Annotated in this window: 21 protein-coding genes and 1 riboswitch; of the genes, 5 read left to right on the plus strand and 16 right to left on the minus strand. The window is 66.6% G+C overall.

What is annotated here, in order from left to right:
- From NOF53_RS22995 to NOF53_RS23005, 3 genes are all read left to right on the plus strand, one after another.
- Positions 1-183: hypothetical protein (locus NOF53_RS22995; protein WP_255967257.1), on the plus strand; the 183-nt coding region annotated here is incomplete at its 5' end.
- 87 nt (positions 184-270) lie between these two features.
- Entirely contained in the window at positions 271-1,395 is a 1,125-nt protein-coding gene (locus tag NOF53_RS23000; protein ID WP_255973089.1) for a 50S ribosomal protein L11 methyltransferase, read from the plus strand.
- 16 nt (positions 1,396-1,411) lie between these two features.
- Entirely contained in the window at positions 1,412-1,540 is a 129-nt protein-coding gene (locus NOF53_RS23005) for a hypothetical protein (RefSeq protein ID WP_255973297.1), read from the plus strand.
- A gap of 159 nt (positions 1,541-1,699) precedes the next feature.
- Here the strand turns inward: NOF53_RS23005 and NOF53_RS23010 are convergent, their stop codons facing one another.
- From NOF53_RS23010 to NOF53_RS23045, 8 genes are all read right to left on the minus strand, one after another.
- Positions 1,700-3,160: an outer membrane protein assembly factor BamB family protein gene (locus tag NOF53_RS23010; RefSeq protein ID WP_255973091.1), complete on the minus strand. Its 1,461-nt coding sequence runs from the start codon at positions 3,158-3,160 to the stop codon at positions 1,700-1,702.
- A 5-nt stretch (positions 3,161-3,165) separates the two neighbouring features.
- Positions 3,166-4,530, minus strand: a complete 1,365-nt coding sequence (locus NOF53_RS23015; protein WP_255973093.1) for a hypothetical protein — start codon at positions 4,528-4,530, stop codon at positions 3,166-3,168.
- 152 nt (positions 4,531-4,682) lie between these two features.
- Complete coding sequence (locus NOF53_RS23020) at positions 4,683-4,817, minus strand: hypothetical protein (RefSeq protein ID WP_255973095.1); 135 nt, start codon at positions 4,815-4,817, stop codon at positions 4,683-4,685.
- A gap of 94 nt (positions 4,818-4,911) precedes the next feature.
- Positions 4,912-6,303 (minus strand): T3SS (YopN, CesT) and YbjN peptide-binding chaperone 1, encoded by a 1,392-nt coding sequence (locus NOF53_RS23025; RefSeq protein ID WP_255973097.1) that lies wholly within the window; start codon positions 6,301-6,303, stop codon positions 4,912-4,914.
- 71 nt (positions 6,304-6,374) lie between these two features.
- Complete coding sequence (locus NOF53_RS23030; RefSeq protein WP_255973099.1) at positions 6,375-7,076, minus strand: ESX secretion-associated protein EspG; 702 nt, start codon at positions 7,074-7,076, stop codon at positions 6,375-6,377.
- Positions 7,077-7,078: 2 nt separating this feature from the next.
- Complete coding sequence (locus tag NOF53_RS23035) at positions 7,079-8,074, minus strand: hypothetical protein (RefSeq protein WP_255973101.1); 996 nt, start codon at positions 8,072-8,074, stop codon at positions 7,079-7,081.
- A gap of 141 nt (positions 8,075-8,215) precedes the next feature.
- Positions 8,216-8,770 carry a hypothetical protein gene (locus NOF53_RS23040; protein ID WP_255973103.1) on the minus strand — a complete coding sequence of 185 codons (555 nt, stop codon included), beginning with the start codon at positions 8,768-8,770 and terminating at the stop codon, positions 8,216-8,218.
- Positions 8,771-9,085: 315 nt separating this feature from the next.
- The gene (locus NOF53_RS23045; RefSeq protein ID WP_255973105.1) at positions 9,086-10,111 is read right to left on the minus strand and encodes an alpha/beta hydrolase; all 1,026 of its coding nucleotides are present in this window, start codon (positions 10,109-10,111) and stop codon (positions 9,086-9,088) included.
- Positions 10,112-10,285: 174 nt separating this feature from the next.
- On the opposite strand from NOF53_RS23045, the gene NOF53_RS23050 reads away from it, so the two are divergent.
- Positions 10,286-11,653, plus strand: a complete 1,368-nt coding sequence (locus NOF53_RS23050) for a WS/DGAT/MGAT family O-acyltransferase (protein WP_255973107.1) — start codon at positions 10,286-10,288, stop codon at positions 11,651-11,653.
- 29 nt (positions 11,654-11,682) lie between these two features.
- Here NOF53_RS23050 and NOF53_RS23055 read toward each other — a convergent pair whose 3' ends face one another.
- The 4 genes from NOF53_RS23055 to NOF53_RS23070 form a co-directional block, all read right to left on the minus strand.
- Entirely contained in the window at positions 11,683-12,495 is an 813-nt protein-coding gene (locus NOF53_RS23055; protein ID WP_255973109.1) for an ABC transporter ATP-binding protein, read from the minus strand.
- Positions 12,488-13,309 carry an ABC transporter permease gene (locus NOF53_RS23060; protein ID WP_255973111.1) on the minus strand — a complete coding sequence of 274 codons (822 nt, stop codon included), beginning with the start codon at positions 13,307-13,309 and terminating at the stop codon, positions 12,488-12,490. Before NOF53_RS23060 ends, NOF53_RS23055 begins: the two co-directional genes overlap by 8 nt.
- Complete coding sequence (locus tag NOF53_RS23065; protein ID WP_374212659.1) at positions 13,287-14,315, minus strand: ABC transporter substrate-binding protein; 1,029 nt, start codon at positions 14,313-14,315, stop codon at positions 13,287-13,289. Before NOF53_RS23065 ends, NOF53_RS23060 begins: the two co-directional genes overlap by 23 nt.
- On the minus strand, positions 14,312-15,034 hold the full coding sequence (locus tag NOF53_RS23070; RefSeq protein WP_255973115.1) for a TenA family protein: 723 nt from the start codon (positions 15,032-15,034) through the stop codon (positions 14,312-14,314). The genes NOF53_RS23065 and NOF53_RS23070 overlap by 4 nt, the downstream gene beginning before the upstream one ends.
- Positions 15,028-15,123, minus strand: a riboswitch (TPP riboswitch). It overlaps the preceding gene by 7 nt.
- A 107-nt stretch (positions 15,124-15,230) precedes the next feature.
- Between NOF53_RS23070 and NOF53_RS23075 the strand changes: the two genes are divergently transcribed.
- Positions 15,231-16,784, plus strand: a complete 1,554-nt coding sequence (locus NOF53_RS23075; protein WP_255973117.1) for a carboxylesterase/lipase family protein — start codon at positions 15,231-15,233, stop codon at positions 16,782-16,784.
- Here NOF53_RS23075 and NOF53_RS23080 read toward each other — a convergent pair.
- The 4 genes from NOF53_RS23080 to NOF53_RS23095 form a co-directional block, all read right to left on the minus strand.
- Entirely contained in the window at positions 16,777-18,018 is a 1,242-nt protein-coding gene (locus NOF53_RS23080; protein WP_255973119.1) for an MFS transporter, read from the minus strand. The two genes, NOF53_RS23075 and NOF53_RS23080, sit on opposite strands and share 8 nt — an antisense overlap.
- Positions 18,019-18,101: 83 nt before the next feature.
- Positions 18,102-18,626, minus strand: coding sequence for a DUF3558 domain-containing protein (locus tag NOF53_RS23085; protein ID WP_255973121.1), 525 nt, complete (start codon positions 18,624-18,626; stop codon positions 18,102-18,104).
- Positions 18,623-19,162 carry a DUF3558 domain-containing protein gene (locus NOF53_RS23090; RefSeq protein ID WP_255973123.1) on the minus strand — a complete coding sequence of 180 codons (540 nt, stop codon included), beginning with the start codon at positions 19,160-19,162 and terminating at the stop codon, positions 18,623-18,625. The genes NOF53_RS23085 and NOF53_RS23090 overlap by 4 nt, the downstream gene beginning before the upstream one ends.
- Positions 19,146-19,421 carry a GNAT family N-acetyltransferase gene (locus NOF53_RS23095; RefSeq protein ID WP_255973125.1) on the minus strand — a complete coding sequence of 92 codons (276 nt, stop codon included), beginning with the start codon at positions 19,419-19,421 and terminating at the stop codon, positions 19,146-19,148. The genes NOF53_RS23090 and NOF53_RS23095 overlap by 17 nt, the downstream gene beginning before the upstream one ends.
- Between the last annotated feature and the right edge of the window lie 9 nt (positions 19,422-19,430).

Consider the following 19,430-nt stretch of genomic DNA (forward strand, 5'->3'; position numbering starts at 1 on the left):
GGCATCGTCCAGTTCGACGGCCACTCGATCTCCCTCGGCAGACGGTGGGGAGATCAGAAAGCGGTACTGCACTGGCGAGGCGACGACGTCACCGTCCTGGTCGGTGACGCCATCGCCCGTGAACTCACCCTCGACCGATCAGCTACATTCCAACCACTGACCACACTGTCCACGAAGTCCTGAGACAGATGTGTTCACGAAGTCCTGAGACAGCACACGAGTCCCTGCACTCGTTAACGACGCACGGGCCGTAGGCCTAGGCTCTCCCTCATGGAACACGAGTTCGTCCGCTGGACCGAGGACGGCACCGAGCATTCGGCGGTGTGGCGGTCTACCAGCGGTGCGAGGCCACCGAAGAAGATTCGGGTGGCAGACGACACCATGACGGCCGACGAGGCCTACCGTCTCGCCTGTGAGGGGACGGCGCTGTTGTGGCGCGGCGACTTTCAAGGCGCCCGGCAACTGTCCGTCGCCGTCGCGAAGCGGACCGACCGCAAACCGCGCAAGGCCTCGGACGATCCCGCGACCGCCTTTCACCTGCACCGGCAGACGCAGTCGAGGCGGGCGGGCATTCTCGGAATGCTGCTGGTCCCGTTCGACGCCGATCAGTCCGTCCCGTTGCGACGGGCCCCCGACGTGCGGCAGGCCGTGCTGGCGGCCTTCGGACCGAGCGAGCAGCCCACCGTCACCACCCTGCGCGACCTACTCGGCGCGATCGGTGCCCACGAGTGGCAGAAGAAGGGCGTCGAGATTCCCGCCCTGGGCGCCCGCATCCACCCCGGGTACGGAGTGTTCTCTCCGATTCGCGGCGAATACGTCGATCTGGTGGCGGACACCCCGCTGCCGTCCATCGAAGAGGCATTCGATATCGGCACCGGAACGGGCGTGCTCGCGGCGGTGCTCGCCCACCGCGGAGTGAAAAAAGTGATTGCCACGGACCTCGATCCGAACGCGCTCGCCTCGGCCCGTGCAAATCTGGACCGGCTCGGTTACTCGGAGCGAGTGCAGCTGATGGCGGCGGACCTGTTCCCGGAAGGCCGTGCACCGCTGGTGGTGTGCAACCCGCCGTGGATCCCCGCCAAACCCACCTCGCCCATCGAGTACGCCATCTACGACCCCGACAGCAAGATGCTCCGCGGCTTTCTCTCGGGTCTGACCGACCACCTCGAACCCGGGGGAGAGGGCTGGCTCGTCCTGTCCGACATCGCCGAGCATCTGGGACTGCGCAGCCGGGACGAGCTCCTGGCCATGTTCGACGAGTTCGGGCTCACCGTCGCCGGACGCCGTGACGTGAGACCGCGGCACGGGAAGGTGTCCGACCGCACCGACCCCCTCCACGCAGCTCGCACTCGCGAAGTGACGTCACTGTGGCGGTTGGTCCCCACGACGCGGTAGGCGCAGGGTGCGGGCATTGCCGCCGCCGGTGAAACTATTGCTGTCGTCGATGGTGTTGTTCAACATCGGCTTCTACCTTGTGGTCCCGTTTCTCGCCGTCCACTTGTCCGACGACCTGGGCTTCGCTACTCGATCCGCACGCTGACACTGCGAGGCCGGCGACGGTCGCGAACCTCAGGGACAACACGGCACGTCGACTGAGGGTGGGAGGCAAGGTGCGGGTCGTTTCGGGGACTATGGGTGCCCTAATGTAGGCGACGGGTCGGGTGCCCGGTTGCACGTCGGTCGCCAAAAGGTGCCCTGCTCACTCCGAGGGGCTCAAACACACCATCGTGTGTGACGTGGAGTAGACCAATCCGGCGTCGCTGTCGGCGAGCGCCATGCTGCCGTCCCAGGCATCACCGTCGTCGACCACCGACTTCAGCGGCAGAGTCCACACGTTCTCGCCCGTGCGAATGTCCTTGCCGCGCAGCGTGTCGCCAGCCAGGTCGATGACGATGGAACCTTCGGCCGCGGCGATGTTGCCGGCGTCGTCGAATTCCTCCTCCCACAGAATTTCTCCGGTCCGTAGGTCGAGACCCGACTCGGTCCCGCCTGCCGGGTCACGCAGCAACGCGACATCACCGAGAACTGCGACCGCCGTGCCGCGCGCGGAATCAGAAGATTCGGGTGAATCGGTTTCGGGTCGCGACAGCAGGGCGGCGCTCGTCCACAATCGCTCCCCGCGGATGCGGTCGTAGCCGCCGTCACCGAGGAGGAGGGGCGTCGAATCGTCGGTGGGGCGGTCGATCACCAAGGTGTGCGCTGCCTCGTTCGTAGTGGAGGCGATGACGCGACCGGTGCGATCGATCGCTTCCGAACCGAGTACCTCGCCGAGGTTGCAGTCGCTGTGAACACGCACGACCACCCCACCCTCGGTGGCATGCGCCGCCGACGAACAGTCGGGGAGGCCGCGAGTGAACGTCGGCCGCCCGTTGTCGAGGTCGAATCCCGCCACCTCACCGCCCAGTTCGAGCACACCGTGACCGTGCTCCGTCGTCATGATCCGGCCGAAGGCCTCCTCCCAGGCGGCACCGAGGTCGAACCGCTGCGACCAGTTTGCGTCCGGGTCACTCGGTGAGCCACTATGCACCTCGATGTCATCGGATTCGGGGTCACCCTCGAGCACGAAGAGCCGATCCCCGGATACCGTAATCCCCAATATCCACCAATCCTCGGGCGCACGGGCGGTTTCCGTCACTTCGCCGGTGCCGATATCGATCGCCGAGAACGTCTGTGCGCCTTCGTACGGACTGGAATAGCAGACGACTTTGCCGTCGAGGGCCGCCTCGGCGCACGTGCCGAGGTTGTCGATCGGTGTCTTCCACCGCACGGAACCGTCGGAACTGTCGACGCCCACCAATTCGGTCTGATTCAACCCACCCGTCTCCTGGTTCACGAGTCCGATCATGGTGACCAGTATTTCGCCCCCGTTCAGGAAACCGGGCTGGCCGGAGTCGAAATCCGTCTCGTACGCGGGACTGCGGAACACGGCGAACTGACGGCCGAACGTGGCCGCCGCGTCGAGAGTCCACTCGCTGTCCGGCGCATCCGGTGACGCTACCGACACTTCTCCGGTTGCGCTCGAATCCGAGGATTCGGGTGCGGCGGTGCCGGGCTGGGTGTCTGCACCGTGCGTAGCCACCACGGTGACGGCGCCCGCCACCGTCACGACCGCGGTCAGCGCGGCGAGCAGCAGCGTGCGGGTGCTCGTGTCGATGGTCATATCGCTCACAGCTCCAGTCCGGAAGCGGTGGCAATGAATTCGAGAACTTCGAAAGGAAGTGGAGCCTGGGGGAGCACCGACTCCGAGCGGATCGTCACCTGCGTTCCCGACGGACGCGTAACGGTGACCTCATGGACGTTCTCACCGGCGCCGGAGCCGTCGAGGGCAACGGGCAATCGAGTCGCATCACGGCGTTGGACCACCGATCCGTCGGGCAGCCGGGTTGCGTCGGCAATGTCGGGGTCGTAGGACGGGTCGTACTTGTCCTGTAGTGGCGGTACTACATGACCACCGCTGATCGAAATATGCAGTGTGCCAGTAGATCCCGGCGTCGTGATGTCGATCTGTTCACACAGAGACGTGTCGCTGTAGTCCGCGAGTTGCAGCGATCCGAGCGGTCTCGACGAGACGAACGCCTGACCGCGCCAAAGGTCGTCGAGTACGCGGTTGAGCCGCTCGACATCGCTCCGGCTCACGGCCGGCGCGGCATCGTCGGTGTCCGACCCGAAGCCACACGAGGGCGGCGGGGGCAGGGTGCCCGCCGGAACCGGAGTGCTCACCCGAAGTTCCGGGCGCAGGACGATGGCGACGAGCTCGTCGATCGTCAGAGGGACGGTCCCGCCGTAGCGGGTGGACAGGTCTGCCGCCGAGGAATCTTCGTCGGAGGCAGAGGCGTCGACGCGGGTGCCGTCCGGCAAGTACCCGGAAACCCTGCGGGAGAGAGTCCGCTTGCCGTCGTACTCGCTCCAGGTGTCCTGCGCGTCCAGGACGGTGCCATCGGCTGAGGTGGTGCGACTGTCGAGTTGTCCCGCGACGCAGGGTGGTATCGGCGCGTGCGATTGGCTGACGGACACGCTGAGGGTGCCGACATCCGGTCCGCGCAGAAGGGTTCCGCGTGCGCTCGTCGCACCACCGAGATCGAGGTCGGCCACGGCTGGGTCGGACCGGTCGTACTCGGGGATGGGCTCGAAGAGCAAAGTCTCGGCGGGACTGGCGAAGCGAACCTCGACCTCGTCCGGGAGAGCATCAAGCACCGCCGCCGTCATGGCTGACGCTTTGACCGCCGAAAACCACGGATACCGCGGATTGTCGTAACTCTGCTCGCCGACGACGGACACGCCGATGTACCTGCTCTCGGACGGCGCCTCCACGGTGGCACATCCGGGAATCTCGACCGGGTACTCGACTTCGGGCGTGACATACGACGAGGTGGCGTCCGCAGCGACTTGCTGGTCCGAGCCGGGCCCTTCGCTGGTGCCGGATCCGCGGTCGAGGAGTCCCGCAACGATCACCCCACCGGCCATGATCGATACGATCACCAATGCGTTGGTCCAGCCCTCTGCGCGTCTGTTGCCCGCCGCGTCCCCCATGTGCCCCCACCCTCGTGTCGCAGGCGCTCACTCGGTGCGTGAGCATCCGAAGTGCTAGTCGTTCCGGTCGTGACCGGCGTTACCGACTACGGCGGAGACAGAGAGGTGCGCCGTTGTGGTAGCGGGAGCCACCACAATGGCGCACGGGAGGGTCAGCGCTTCTTGACGTGCGAGACGATCTCGGGATCGACCTGCCCGTTCGACTTCATCTTCTTGTCGGCGCGCTTTTCCTTCAACGACTTACCCGACTTCTTGGACATGGAATTGCGGGGCGATTTGTCGGCCATGGACTCATCCCTGAAAGCGGAACCTGGGCGGCGCCGATAATGCCGACAGTACGCCAATTTTCGCGTAGACCGGACCAATCACAGAAAGGTGGCGCTAGGACGAGGGGTCGTCGAACAGCGTCTGCTCTTCCGGGTTGTTGAACAGCCCCATCTGCTCCGGCCGGGGCTTCGTTTCGGGAGCAGGATGCGGCGGCGGAAGAACGATCGTGCGCAGAGCGTCACGGAGATCCCCAACCACTCGCTCCCAGCCATCGGCATGCGAATCGGAGGTCTCCGCCATCGCGGTCTCGGCCTGCTCACGGAATTCGTCGGCGTCCCGGCGCAGCTGCGCGACCCACTCGGTCCCGGTGTTGAGCAGCGAGACGATCAGGTCGCGGTCGTGACCACAGACGTCGGCGACGACCTCGGCATCGGTACCGCCGTCGCCCTCGGGGTCGAGATGGAACAAGGTGAGCAGTTCGTTGGGCAGTTCGGCGGCCGTCATCCGGGTTTCGACGATAAGTGCCGGCTCTTCGTCGGCGTCGTCGTCCCGGCGGAAGAACAACTGCCCGCCGAATCGGGTCGCGAAATCACCGTCGACGGTCCTCAGAAAATCGGAGAACACCTTGCAGCTGTCGGTGAGGTGTTGCGGAACGAAGGGATTGCCCGACACCTCGAGGAACGCCGACAACCGGTCGTCCACCAGGACGAACTTGATCCGCGACCACGTCCGGTTGAGGTCCGCGGTGACCTCGGCGGCCCGGGTGCGGTCGCTGATGTCGTGGATGAGCGGCGCGAAGAGCTGCACGTCCATCGAGTCGGCGAGTGGGCCGATGAACAGGATGGTGTGGCCCATCCGAATCGGAACATCCCCGTCGGGGTCGCGTTCGGGGAGCAGTCCGAGCATCGGTACCAGCGAGAGTGTGATCAGCTCGTGGAGATGCTCCGCGTCGCGGGGGACAACCGCCGCGGTGGGATCGAGCTGTGTGACCAGAGGCGGACGCACCGCGATGGGATCGAATGCCGCTGCGGGGTCTGTGCTGGACGTTTCGGTGCTGAGGAACGCCGGATGGGTCACTCCCCACACGTCCCGGAATGCGGCGACGGTCATCGCGGCGAGCTGATCGGACCACGACTGCTTCTTGTCGACGAAGAACGCGGGAGACCCGTCGTCCGCCTCGTCGTCCGGACCGCGGGTGGGCCGATTCCAGCCCAGCTCGGTGAGGTACTGCTGCTCCGCGTCCGACAGCATGCGGTCGGGGTGCAGATAGTGGTTGGATGGCACCTCGCAGCGCACCGTGTCGCCGTCCCACACGACGAACTGGATGCAGGGCATCAGTCCACGAGATTCGTCGAGTTCCTCGAACCCCGATTCGAGTACCAGAAGGTCCTCGTCGCGCATTGCTGCCAGGTAGTCGGCGAGGCGACGCTGAAACTCGGCCCAATCGCGATTCACGCTGACGTCCAGATCGAAGTCCTGCATGTCTGCTCCGTCCGGCTCGGCCACGAATCACCTACTTTCGCCCTACACGGTAGTCGCGATCGCCGACACCGCAGCGCGGGAGGGGGACGAAACACTCAGACGGGATGCCCGGCGGGGATTCGTCCGGTGAGGCGATCGACGGCGCCGAGAAGGTCCCAGGACGTGCCCGGCTCCACCGCCACCGTCGTATCGCCCCACACGAGGTAGCGGCCGTCGGCGTCGAGGTCGCGCCAGGCGACCCCGCCCACCGAGTGCGAGGATTCCCGCCCACCCCGGATCACGAGGACGGTGCCCTGGCTCGTCGAGCGCCGCGCGAGGAGTTCGGTGACCGCCCGCGCCCGCACGGACAGCTCGGCTCTTCCGGTCATCTCCTCGCGTGGGAACACAACGCCGGGGGCGTGACCGGCATCGACGTCGGGAAGCTGGGCGATCAGCTGGCGGCCGAGGTCGTAGGGTTCGCAGCGGCGGATCACCACCTCTGCGCCGGCGTGTTGCTGGGCGGCGACCGCATGTCCGCGAGCCATGCCCCCGAGCAGTCGGATCGGGTTGTCGTTGCTCTCGCCCAGTGAACCCGAGATCTCGATCCGCAGTTCCGGCTGGGCGAGAACTCGGAGCGCAGCCGCGAGGTTGTCGTGCTCGGGAGCGTCGAACTCGGCCCTGATCCGGTTCTGCTCGGCCGCGAACTCGACGGCATCGGACAGTGGACTCGCACCGCGAAAGGGAAACGGGATGCGGTCCTGTCCGGTTTGCGCCCACAGCGCCGTGAACTGCCCGGCGCTCAACGTCCACTGCGTCACGGTCAGCGGCCGATCACAGCCGGGGTGACGTGGGGAAGAGGGCCGATGACCGCACTCCCCGCGTCGATGCTTTCGAGATAGGTGGGCACGTCCGCGGGGTCCTGCTCGGGGTTGTCCGCCTGCGTTGTCGTAGCCGGTTTCCGGGGAGGCTCGGCGGCCGACGCCTGGTGAGCGGCGACCACCCTGTGCGCATACTGTGCGACCCCGCCACCGACGGCGCCGGCCAGGGCCGCAGTCGCCACGGACGTCGAGCCGGCGGCGGCCACGTCGTGCTGTCCGGGCGCGTCTGTGGCCTCGTCGTGAAGCCCCTCGCCCTTGCGCTGCTCATTGCGAGAGACGGTGTCGGTGGTTTCTACTGCTACCTGACGGTCGCTGGGGATCCCGTGTATTCCGTTGGGGCCGTAGTCGAATCCGGTGGGCTGTCCAGTGGCGGCCGCGTGCGTCGAAGCGGAGTCGAGTGGGATGTCCAAGGCGTCCGGCGTGCGAGCACTCAGGGTGGGGAGCTGTTCGCCCGACGTCCGGTATGCCGGGGAGTAGACAGAACCCATCGCGGATTTCGCTGCCTGTTCGGCGCCGACGGATTCGGCTTCACTGCTCCAATTCCACGGCATCACGCGGGTCCAGTCGGTGGCGTACTCGACGGGTTCACCGACGGCGCCCCGGACCGCCTCGGCTCCGGCGATCGCTTCGCGCAGGGCCGCCCCGACGTCGCGGAAACCGTCACTCGCCAGCTGCGCGCCCGCGACATAGTGGTCGATCGCCGAGGCGGCCGTGCCGGCGGCGGGTCCCCGCCACCCGCTCGCGAGGGCGCTGTGAGTGGCGTCGGAAAACGCGGTGATCGAGTCCTGGAATCGGCGGCCGATCTCGTCCCAGGCTGCCGCCACGGTCTCGGATGTTGCCGGCGACATCGCCTCGATTGCGCCTCTGATCGCGCGGTGGTCCCATCGCTCCGACTGGAAGTTCTCGCCACTCGACGGTTGGTCGTACCCATCATTCACGCGCAGCCTCCGATGCCGGTCACTCTCGGTCCCGGTTGGATCCCCCCAATCCGGCGGGAAGCCACCTTACAGGCGGCTCGAATTGTCACCACCGCGAATCTTCGCGAGGCGCACGTCATGCCTTCGTACTCGCCCGAGCCGTCAGCGCTGCGGACGTGTGGTCACCGGCGGAATGGTGATCACCGGACGAGTCGTCGTCGAGGTGGTCGGGGCCGGTGGTGCGGGGATCCCCGCCGCGATGCGCGCGTCCGGAGCCTCGGTGGTGGTAATCACCGGAGCCCGTGTGACCGGGGGCTGGGTGACCGGAGCCCGCGTGACCGGGGGCTGGGTGATCGGGGCAACGCTGACGGTGGGGCGAGGAACGATCGTCGTCACAACCGGAGCCGGCGGCGGAGGCGCCGCCGCGGGAGGCAACGTGGTGGTCGTGGGGGCGGGCTCGGTGGTGACCGGAACTGCGCGCGGTGTGGTGAGCTCCGCCATCTGCCACGTCGGAGTCGGCGGCACGAACACCTGGTAGGTGGCCGGCTCGGCACTGTATGCGCCGGCAGCCTGCAATCCTTCCGACGATAGCGGGGGCGGCGCCACATACGCGTTGGTGCTGTCGAAGACCCCGCCCGCAGCGCCCACCATCAGGCCCGAGACCGCGGATACAGTGGCAATCGCGAGTGCCCCGATCGCTACGGTTCTGTCGTCCATTCGCTACCTGTCGTCGGCGTCCAAATGCGTCCACCATAGAGGGCGTCCCGCTGGGACGCCGCACGTGTACGCCCGCCGAGGGCAGTCGAAGGGTTCGCTCGATAGTTGCCGGGTTCGGTGCACGCTGAGGATAACCCTTGCCCGGTACAGCCTCCGCGACCACGATCCATCGGTGTCCATACCGCGCCGACCGGGGGTAATGATGTCTTTACTCGAGAAGTTCTTCCGCAGCACGCCACTGTCCGCACGAGCCGGGGTGGCTGTCGCTGCGTCCGCCCTCCTCTTCGCTTCGTGAGCGGTATCGACCTTTCTTCACTAGCTGACCCGTGCGCACTCATCAACCATGGAGCGTGCAGGAATGCTCACGGGTGTGGACTCACGAATGAAACGACCGATTTCCCGTATCGCCCGTCTGCCCTCGGGGAGGAGCCCCGCAGCGGCCTGGAAGACGTGAACCTGGCGCTCCCAGATCTGCAGTTCGCAGGGGACACCCGCCTGGGAGAGTCGTTGCGACATCAACTCTGCGTCGACGTACACCATTTCGTGCGAACCGGTCTGAATCAGCGCGGGCGGCATCGCGGCGAGGTCGCCGTCCACGGGGGACGTGGACGGTTCGTGCCCGCCGCGTGTGTCGAGGCGTTCGATGAGCGTGGACAGCGCTCCGACCGCACGCCGAGGGAACACCGCGCACAGGTCGGCGTTGGGATGCGCCAGCTTGTTGACGGGATCGAGGTCGGTCAGCGGCGACAGCGCGACATCGGCTGCGGGGCGGGGGAGTCCCTGCCGTAGCGCTTCGAGCGTCACCATGAATGTCAGGAACCCACCCGCGGAGTCACCCGCGATGACGATCCGATCGGCGGTGTAGCCGTGTGCGAGCAGCCATCGGTAGCCGTCGACCCCGTCGTCGACGGCCGCGCGAATAGGGTTCTGGGGGATCATGCGGTAGGCCACGTTCAAGGTGGACGCCTGGGATTCGGCGGAAATGCGAGACACCATCTGCCGGTGCGAATTGATTCCGCAGCACAGGAACGCGCCGCCGTGCAGGTACAGAATGGCCCGGTTACCGAGTTCACCGGCGGGCCGGATCCACTCGGCGCGGCAGTGCGGGAGCCGGATCGGCCTCCGCTGGGTCCCACGGACGGGGCCGAGGGAGTACCCGAGGTAGTCGACCACCCCGGTTGGCCAGGGCAATTCGGGGTACCGGGCCCAGCCGTCGAGGAAGGGCCGGACGGTGCGCCGCAGGGTGTGCGCGAGGGCGGCGGACTGCAGGCTGGCCCCGACGAACTCGCGCCGGGTCAGTGGTAGCGGTGTGGGGCAGAATTCCGCAGTTGCAGTGCTCATGGCCTGCCTCCTTCGGTCTTCGGTACCCATGACGCAGCGTGGGTGGCGTCACCTCATTCGCGCCGTACGATCTATATCGGAGTTGTGCGCACGGACGCTACGCCCGACGTACCATCCACAGGAAAGTCGTAATGGGATAGTGACCGAGCGGGGGTGAACGTCCAGGTGGGGATCATGCCGGTTACCGATTCGATATTCCTGTTAGGCGAATCGAGGGAGCATCCGATGCATGTCGGGTCGCTCGAGTTGTTCACACCACCCGAGGATGCCGGGCCCGACTACGTCAAGACGATGCTCGAGGCGATGCTGTCGCACACGACCGTCGACTCCACGTTCCGTAAGAAGCCACAGGGGCCCGTCGGCAGTGTCGGCAACCTGTGGTGGGCAGACGAGGGCGATGTCGATCTCGAGTACCACGTTCGTCATTCGGCGCTGCCGGCGCCGTGCCGGGTGCGGGAGTTGCTCACGCTCACCTCGCGGTTGCACGGCACGCTCCTCGATCGTCACCGCCCCCTGTGGGAGATGTACGTGATCGAGGGACTCAGCGACGGGCGGTTCGCGATCTACACCAAGTTCCATCATTCGCTGATGGACGGCGTATCCGGGCTCCGGTTGCTGCAGCGCACCCTGACCACCGACCCCACCGTGCGTGATGCGCCGCCGCCGTGGAACCTGCCCCGCCGGGAAGCCCATCGGGACGGCGGTGGCGGTCCCGACCTCGGATCGGTGCTCGGCGGTCTGCGCCGCGCGGCCGGTGAGGTGGCCGGTCTCGCACCCGCGACCCTGCGCATCGCCCGCACTGCGCTGGGGCAGCACGACATGAAGTTTCCGTACGAGGCACCCAAGACGATGCTCAACGTCCCGATCGGTGGCGCGCGGCGCTTTGCCGCCCAGTCGTGGCCGCTCGAGCGCGTCAATGCCGTGCGCAAGGCAGTGGGGGTCAGTGTCAACGACGTCGTGCTCGCCATGTGCGCGGGAGCGTTGCGCCACTACCTGACCGAGCAGGACGGCTTGCCGGACGCGCCGCTCATCGCGATGGTTCCCGTCTCCTTGCGCGACGAGAAGAAGGCGGACGCCGGGGGCAACTCCGTCGGGGTCACGCTGTGCAATCTGGCGACGGACATCGAGGACCCGGCCGATCGGCTGTCGGCCATCTCGGCGTCCATGTCCCAGGGGAAGGAACTGTTCAGCAGCCTCACGCCGATGCAGGCCCTCGCGTGGTCGGCGGTGAACATGTCGCCGATCGCCCTGACCCCGGTTCCGGGCTTCGTGCGCCTCACGCCCCCACCGTTCAACGTGATCATCTCCAACGTTCCCGGTCCGCGGAAGACGATGTACTGGAACGGTTCCCGTCTCGACGGCCTCTACCCGACGTCGGTGGTGTTGGACGGGCAGGCCCTCAACATCACCCTCACCAACAACGGTGACAATCTCGACTTCGGGGTGGTGGGATGCAGACGGTCGGTGCCGAGCCTGCAGCGAATTCTGATCCATCTCGAAACGGCCCTCGCCGAACTGGAGAAGGCGCTCGTGGTGAAGTAATGCTGCTGTGAGCTGGTGACGCGGCGTGGTCAGCCGCGCCGCGACTCCTGCTCTACGAGCGCGCGCTTCGACTCCTCGTGCAAGACCTCGAGGAGTTCGTGTTCGACATCCGCGAACTCGGGGGAGGTCATCATCGACAGCTCCCGGGGCCGTGGCAGATCCACGGACACTTCGCGTCGGACGGTGGCGGGTCGTGCGGAGAGCACGACCACCCGGTCCGATAGGTACACGGCCTCACGAATGTCGTGGGTGATCATCAGTACCGTCCACCGATAGCGCTGCCAGACTTCCTGCAACCAGGCCTGCATCTCGGTGCGGGTCAACGAATCCAGGGCACCGAACGGTTCGTCGAGGAGGAGGACGGGACGTTCCTGCACGACGGTGCGGAGCATCGCGGCGCGTTGCCGCATCCCACCCGACAACTGGCTGGGTCGCGCGTCCTCGAACCCGGCGAGGCCGAATACGGGGAAGAGGGCGCGGGCGCGCTTCCGTGCATCGCGCCGGGGCATGCCCTGCACCTCCAGGCCGAGGGTGGTGTTGTCGAGGACGGTGCGCCACGGGAAGAGGAGATCCTTCTGCGGCATGTAGGCACACTGTGCGGAACCGCCACCGGCCGCGGGCACGGGCGTACCGCCGATCGTGACGGTTCCCGAGTCGGGTCGGTCGAGGCCGGCGAGCATCGCGAACGCCGTGCTCTTCCCGCACCCACTCGGTCCGATGACCGACACGAACTCGCCCGGCTCGACGGTGAAAGAGACGTTGTCGAGAACGGGCCGAACGCCCCCGCGGACGGGGAATGCCTTGGACAGCCCGGACAGTTCGACCCGCGCGTCGTCAGTCATTGCGGCCCCTCTCGGCAGCGATCCACGGCGCGACGGCACGTTCGACCGCGAAGGTGACCAGGTAGAGGCTGACACTGATCACCGCAGTCACCAACACCGCGGCCAGAACCAGGTCGGTCCGGAACGAGTTCTTCTGGGTGGCCATGTAGATGCCCAGACCCGAGGTGGCACCAACGTATTCGGCGAACACCGCTCCCACGACGGCGTAGGTGATGCCGATGCGCAGGGCCGTGAAGAAGCGTGGGATCGCCGACGGCAGCCGGAGGTAGCGGAACTCCTGCCACCGGGACGCTCCCATGCTGCGCAGCAGTGACCCGGCTTCCCGATCGGCCGCTGCGAAACCTTCGATCAGGCCGATCGTCATCGGGAAGAATGTGGCGAGCGCGATGACGAGCACCTTGGGCAGCAGACCGAAGCCGAACCAGATGATCATGAGTGGTGCGATCGCGATGATGGGCAGCGTCTGCGACACCACGAACAACGGCACGAATGCGCGCCGCAGCCACGGAGAGAAATCGACCAGAACCGCGAGTGCCCAGGCGCACAGCAGAGATACGGCAAAGCCGATGATCGTGACCTGCAGGGTGGCCGAGGCGTGTCCCGCGATGATGTCCCGGGCGCGCCACCCCTGCGCGACGACGCGTAGCGGCGACGGCAGCACTTGCGGACGGATCCCGCTGACGCTCACATAGACCTGCCAGGCGAGCACCAGTGCCACGACGACCACCAGCGCGGGGAGTCCCCGCCGCAGGACCGAGGACGTCCCCGGCCCCGCCGCGCGGGAACTCGTCTCAGGGTGTGTCGAGGTACTCATTGGTGAAATACGTCGACCAGTCGGGCTCGGCGGTCAACGGCGCTCCGTCGGGTCCGGTCAGCAAGCCGTGCTCGAACAGGAATCCCGAGTACCCTGCCCACTTCTCGGTGGTCTGGGTACCGACGGTTCCGGCGGCATCCACCATGTACTGGGACGAGAGCATCTGCTGGCTCTCCCGCACCAACGACTCGTCCGGGAACGCACCGGGATTGGCGTCGATCAGCATCTGCGCGGCCTGATCGGGCTGCTCGGCCGCGAACTGGTAACCCCGCTGCAGTGCCTGGACGAACTTCCGTGCCTCCTCGGGGTGGTCGGCCATCCATCCTTCGTTGCCCTCGATCACGAGCGCATACGCGTCGGGAAAACCGAAGTCCGTGTAGTGGAAGTACCGCATCGGCGTTCCCTGGTGCTCGGCCTCGATGCCTTCCCAGGCGAAGAACGACACGGTGAAGTCGGCGGTGCCGGAGTAGACCGCCTCGTACGCGGACGTGCCGAGGGTGACCGTGGTGAACTCACCCTTGCCGCCGTCGTTGCGGATGATCTGTTTCAGCGTCGCTTCACCGTCGGGGTCGGCGAAGCCGGCGTAAATCTTGCCGTCCAGATCCCTGGGCCGGGTGATGTCTGCGCGGTCGGCCTTGACCGCGATGCCCGTGGCCCAGTGCTGCAGGGGCGCGAGCACGGACTTCGTCTGGGCACCCGCAGCCTTGGAGAACGTCGCCGAACTCTGGAAGCTCACACCGAACTCCGCGTTCCCGGCGTCGACGAGCGTGTCGGGCGACGTGTCGTTGTACGGCAGAACCTCCACGTCGAGTCCGGCGTCGGCGAAGTACCCCTGTTCGAGGGCGACGGACAAACCCGTGTGGTTGGTGTTGGGCGTCCAGTCGAGGGCGAACCGGATGGTGTCGTCCGACGACCCGTTGTTCGCGCACCCGGACAGCACCGAGAGGGCGGAGACGAGGACGATGGCTGCCGTGGCGGCGCGCTTCGTGCGCGCGAAGAACCTCACGACTTCGGCCACTTCTGCTCGTTCAGCGCGGTATCCCAGAACAGGAGTTCGTACCGGCTGGCGACGACGAACGCCTCGACCATGGCCTCACGTTGCGCTTCGGTGGCGGCATCGGCGGCAGCGTCCACCAGTTCGCGGGCGGTGGCCACGGCTACGTGGAACTCCTCGGCGTCGTACGTGGTCACCCACTGGGCGTAGGGATGCGACGGATCCGCGGAGAGCACCTCGCGGGCGCTCGCGGCGAGTCGCCGTCCCACGTCGGCATAGATCCAGAAGCAGGGGAGTACCGCAGCCGCGGCAACCGGATACGGCTCGGTGGCGGCGACGGCCGTCAGATAGGAGACGTACCCGAGGCACGCCTGCGAATGCTGCGGCTGAGCATCCGATGCGGGCAACTTCCCACCACTGAGCAGATTCTGGTGCAAGCTGGCCTCGACGGTGGCAGCCGTGGCGGCGGAGTTGGCCCAGAATCCGGCCGCGACCGGGTCCGGGGCATGCGCGGCCACCAATGACAGGGCTTTCGCGTACCCGGTGAGGTACAGCAAGTCCTGCTCGATGTACGTGCGGAACACGTCCAGTGGAAGCGTGCCGTCACCGAGACGGCGGAGGAATTCGAGCTCGTCGATCGCTTCCCGTAACACCTTGGTGCGGTCCCACAAGTGGTCCGTGAATCGGGTGTGCCGGCCCACGACGGCGGCACTATGGACAGAGCTGTTCACTACGATGACATCCCTTCGTCAGCATTACCTGAGCAGGTTCCCGGGTGTGATCTCAGCCCCGCCCGTGCGGAGCACCCCGTGTCAGAACAAGCCGACCCTAGCACCGGCCCCCAGGAGAGTGGAAAAGCCCTTCACCCGGACGTCCCTGTACATCGTTGGTACCTTGGCCGGAGATTCCCGGTGAGGAGATTCAGTCGTGGAAGTCGAGAAGTCCGGCGACACGCTGGTCGTCCGCGCCCGCGACGGCGCGGTATGCGGGCATGCCGACGGCGACGTCTACGCATGGAAGGGCATCCCGTTCGCGGCCGCCCCCGTCGGCGCACTGCGCTTCCGGGCTCCCGTCTCGCCGCCACAGTGGACGGGTGTGCGTGACTGCGCCACCTTCGGACCCATGGCGCCGCAGGGACACGGCACTGCCGTGCCTATCGACGCGGGACTCGATATGGACGAGGACTGCCTCTCGATCAACGTGTGGGCCCCGGAACCGGATGGCACACCACGGCCGGTGATGGTGTGGATACACGGGGGTGCTTACTGCTTGGGAACGGCGGCGCAGAGCATCTATGACGGGCGCATCCTGTCCACCGTCGGGGACGTGGTGGTGGTGTCGTTCAACTACCGGGTGGGTGCGCTCGGCTTCCTCGACTTGTCGTCGTTCTCCTCGGCCGAGCACGAGTTCGAGACGAACATCGGGTTGCGCGATCAAGTCGCGGCGTTGGCATGGGTGCGTGACAACATCTCGGCCTTCGGCGGGGATCCGGACGAGGTGACAGTGTTCGGCGAGTCGTCCGGCGCCGGCTCGATCACCACACTGATGACCTGTCCGACCGCGGAAGGACTGTTTCACCGCGCAATCGCGCAAAGCCCACCGGCGACCTCCGTTTACGGGAGCGAGCGCGCCGCCACGGTGGCCCGGCAATTCCTCGACATCGTGGGGCTGGAGCCGGAAGAGTCCGCCACTCTGCTCCGCCTTCCGTACGACCGGATCATCGAGGCCAGCGACACTCTGGTCAACGAGGTGCCCACCAAGATCCCCGGCACGCTTGCCATGGCACCCGTCGTCGACCGCGACTTCCTGCCGCGGTACCCGGTGGCGGCGTTCCAGAAGGGCTACTCCCACCGTATTCCCCTCATCATCGGGTCCAACAAGGACGAGTCCTCGCTGTTCAAGTTGATGAAGTCGCCCTTGCTCCCGGTAACGTCCGATTCGGTGCAGGAGATGCTCCGTGCCATCGCCGCCGACCATCCCGACCTCCCCGCCAACCGGCTCGCCGACATCCTGGCCGCCTACCCGGACCGCGGAAAATCACGGGGTGCGCTGGCGATGTCCCGCGACGCCGCGTTCCGGATGCCCGCCCTGTGGGTGGCCGACGCGCACAGTCGCCATTCACCGACGTGGATGTACCGGTTCGATGCCGCGACCCCGATCCTCAAGGCTGCGCGCATCGGGGCGGGACACGCCACCGAGCTGCCCTACGTGTTCGGCAACTTCGGCACCCTGAACGTCGATCCCACGTTCTGGCTGGGCGGGCGAAAGACGGCGCTGGAGGTGTCGGGTCGCGTCCAGCGCCGATGGCTCGCCTTCGTCCGGCACAGTGTTCCGGCGGCGTTGGACGGGTCGAAACACTGGGCGCCGTACGACGAGGACACTCGCGCGACGTTGTTGATCGACAGCTCCGACACCCTCGTGAAGGACCCGGACCGTGACATGCGTCTGGCCTGGGGCAACGAGGTGATGGGCTTCAGCTGACTGTCACGGGGGCATCGAGTTCCTTCAGGACGGGAAACGCGCAGCAGACGACACCGAGGACGAGTACCGGGACGGCGAGAACGAAGAACGCGGGCTGGATGCCCCAGGCGTCGATCATCGGCCCGGCGAGCAGATACCCCAGCGGACCGGCAGCGTACGCGGTGGACGTCATGACCCCCGTGATCCGCCCGCGCATGTGCTCGGGACTCCGAGTTTGCATGGCGTAGTTGGCGATCGGGCCGACCGGACCGAACACGAGGCCCTGCAGCAGGGCCAGCGCGAGGATAGCCCACAATGGTGGCAGGAAAGCCATGGCCACCATTGCGGCGCCCAGGACGATCACCGCGACGATCATGATGGCTCGTCTCGATACGTACGGGGAGAGCGGTCCGTATGCCAGGGCGCCCACGACTCCGCCTACGCTCAGTGCCATCAGCACGGAACCCAGTTGCGCGGGTTTGTCGAGTTCGGTGAAGTACACCGGGAACACGACGGACTCGACGGGCAGGTACAGCGCCACTACCGCCATGTCGACCAAGGCGATAGTGCGCAGAAGACGGTTGTGCCACACGAACTTCAGGCCCTCGACGGTGCCGCGCCAGAGGGAGGTCGGCCGTGACGAGGTGTCGGGCCGGCCGGCATTCTCGAGCCGGAGGAAGGTGATGGTGACAATGGACAACACGAAACCGAGAGCGGTCACCCACAATGTGTTCTCGGCGCCCACTGTGGCGATCAGAACGCCGCCGATGCCGGGTCCGACCAGGTACGCCACGTTGTAATTGGCCTCGTAGAGGCTGTTCATCCGGTCGAGCGACCACCCGGCCGACGTGGTGGCGGCGGGCAGCATCGATTCTCTGGCGGCGATGCCTGCCGGATCGAACGCGGCGCCGACCGCCGCGAGGACGGCGATGATCAGGACGGACAGGCCCGCGGTATTCGCCACGACGGGGATAGCGGCAGCGGAGAGCGCAGAGAGGCAATCGGAGATGATCGAGGTGCGGCGCCGGCCGAACAGGTCGACGAATGTTCCCGCGAACAGACTCGACAGCAGCAGGGGAAGAGTGGCCGCGCCTGCGACCACCGCGGCGTCGGAGGCGCGGCCGGTCCGCTCCAGAACCAGCCAGGGCAGCACAACGATCGCGATGCCGTTTCCGGTGGCGGAGAACAGGGTTGCGAGATTGAGCAGCACGAGAGGGCTGAGCCGGCGAGGCACTGCCGTCTCGGTGGCGGTCACGGCTGAGTCCTCCGGTCGGCGCGACAAGGTGGTTACTCGACGCTAACAGCGCTGCCGAGTCCGCCGCGACCCATTTTCACTCGTCACTGATTGCGCTGCAGCGTCAATTCCGCGAGGGTCCGTGCGCCCGCACAAGGATCACCGGTACCCGAACGCTGCTGCACCCACCACGTGATCACCCCGGAGTAGGCGGCGGTGATCCCGCACGTCGCGCTGTCACCCGGCCGCCGGGCGGTGAATGCCGACGCGCCCGCGACAAAGGTGGTTTCCACTTGATAGCCCAGCTGTTCGGCGACATCCCGCTCGCGCTGCAGGGAGTTGTTCTCGAACCAGCCGAACGTCACGTCGAGGGAACCGGCATGCGACGACACCGTCCACATGCATACGGCGCCATAGAAGTACTGGTCGATTCCGTCGCCGCCGAGTACCTCCGCGATCTTCTCGTTGGGGACGGCCTCACACTCGCGCAGCAGCTTGTCGAACCGGTCGGAGCCACCTCCGCTCACACCGGAACCTTCCGGCAGGGGAGTGCCGGTCACCGACGTACCGCACCCGGCCAGGAGCAGCACCGACGCGAGTGCGGCGGCGAACGTGCGGGCGGCGCTCATCTCGCCTTCTCCACAGTAATTTCGACAAGAGCAGTGGGCGCCGCGCAGGGATCGGACGGTGTGACGCCACCGCCGTACCGGACCAGCCAGTGCACGAAATCCCCGCCAGTCGCCAGGGCCACTTCGCAGAATCCTTCGTTCTGCGAGGAGAACCCCCGATGTCCGGCGATCTCGAGGTCGTGGACCTCGTGCCCGATTCCCTGCGCCACCGACCTTTCCCGGTCGATCGGGCTGCCGCGGTACCAGGTGAACATCACGTATCGGGCGCCGCCGTCGGCTTCCCAACGGCATTTGATCCCGTTGCGGGACACCGGCGTGAGCCCGGACATCCCCGACCGTTCGTACACCTCGGCGTCGGTGAGTGAGCCGCACTCACCCACGAATGCTCCCGTCTCGGCGGCCGACGTCCGCGGAGGAAGATCCGTCGTGCCGGAGTCTTCACCGCCGCCTGACGCGCAACCGACCAGTGTCAGTACGGCGGCAGCGACACACGCCCCTCGGACGGCCGGGTGGGCAGCCTCAGACGAGCTCCGCATAGCTCGGATTCTCGGCGATGTAGTGCTCGACGTACGAGCAGGACGGAACCACAGAGAAGCCACGTTCCTTCGTGTCGTCCAAGGCGGCCATCACCAGTTGAGCCGCCAGACCCTGTCCCCGGAACTGCGGGTACGTGACGGTGTGGTGGAAGTCGCGCACCCCGTTCCCCTCGGCGTACTCAGCGTACCCGGCGAGCTGACCGTCGAGGAAGATCTCGAACCGGGACTCGGACACGTCGTGCTCTACCTTGACCGCCACAACCACTCC

The organism is Rhodococcus tibetensis (assembly GCF_024438035.1).
Lineage (GTDB): Bacteria > Actinomycetota > Actinomycetes > Mycobacteriales > Mycobacteriaceae > Rhodococcus_F > Rhodococcus_F tibetensis.

Coding starts and splice junctions, on each gene's coding strand:
- NOF53_RS23000 (WP_255973089.1), top strand. CDS start 271: ATGGAACACGAGTTCGTCCGCTGGACCGAGGACGGCACCGAGCATTCG.
- NOF53_RS23010 (WP_255973091.1), bottom strand. CDS start 3,160: ATGACCATCGACACGAGCACCCGCACGCTGCTGCTCGCCGCGCTGACC.
- NOF53_RS23015 (WP_255973093.1), bottom strand. CDS start 4,530: ATGGGGGACGCGGCGGGCAACAGACGCGCAGAGGGCTGGACCAACGCA.
- NOF53_RS23020 (WP_255973095.1), bottom strand. CDS start 4,817: ATGGCCGACAAATCGCCCCGCAATTCCATGTCCAAGAAGTCGGGTAAG.
- NOF53_RS23040 (WP_255973103.1), bottom strand. CDS start 8,770: ATGGACGACAGAACCGTAGCGATCGGGGCACTCGCGATTGCCACTGTA.
- NOF53_RS23045 (WP_255973105.1), bottom strand. CDS start 10,111: ATGAGCACTGCAACTGCGGAATTCTGCCCCACACCGCTACCACTGACC.
- NOF53_RS23050 (WP_255973107.1), top strand. CDS start 10,286: ATGCCGGTTACCGATTCGATATTCCTGTTAGGCGAATCGAGGGAGCAT.
- NOF53_RS23055 (WP_255973109.1), bottom strand. CDS start 12,495: ATGACTGACGACGCGCGGGTCGAACTGTCCGGGCTGTCCAAGGCATTC.
- NOF53_RS23060 (WP_255973111.1), bottom strand. CDS start 13,309: ATGAGTACCTCGACACACCCTGAGACGAGTTCCCGCGCGGCGGGGCCG.
- NOF53_RS23085 (WP_255973121.1), bottom strand. CDS start 18,626: ATGAGCGCCGCCCGCACGTTCGCCGCCGCACTCGCGTCGGTGCTGCTC.
- NOF53_RS23090 (WP_255973123.1), bottom strand. CDS start 19,162: ATGCGGAGCTCGTCTGAGGCTGCCCACCCGGCCGTCCGAGGGGCGTGT.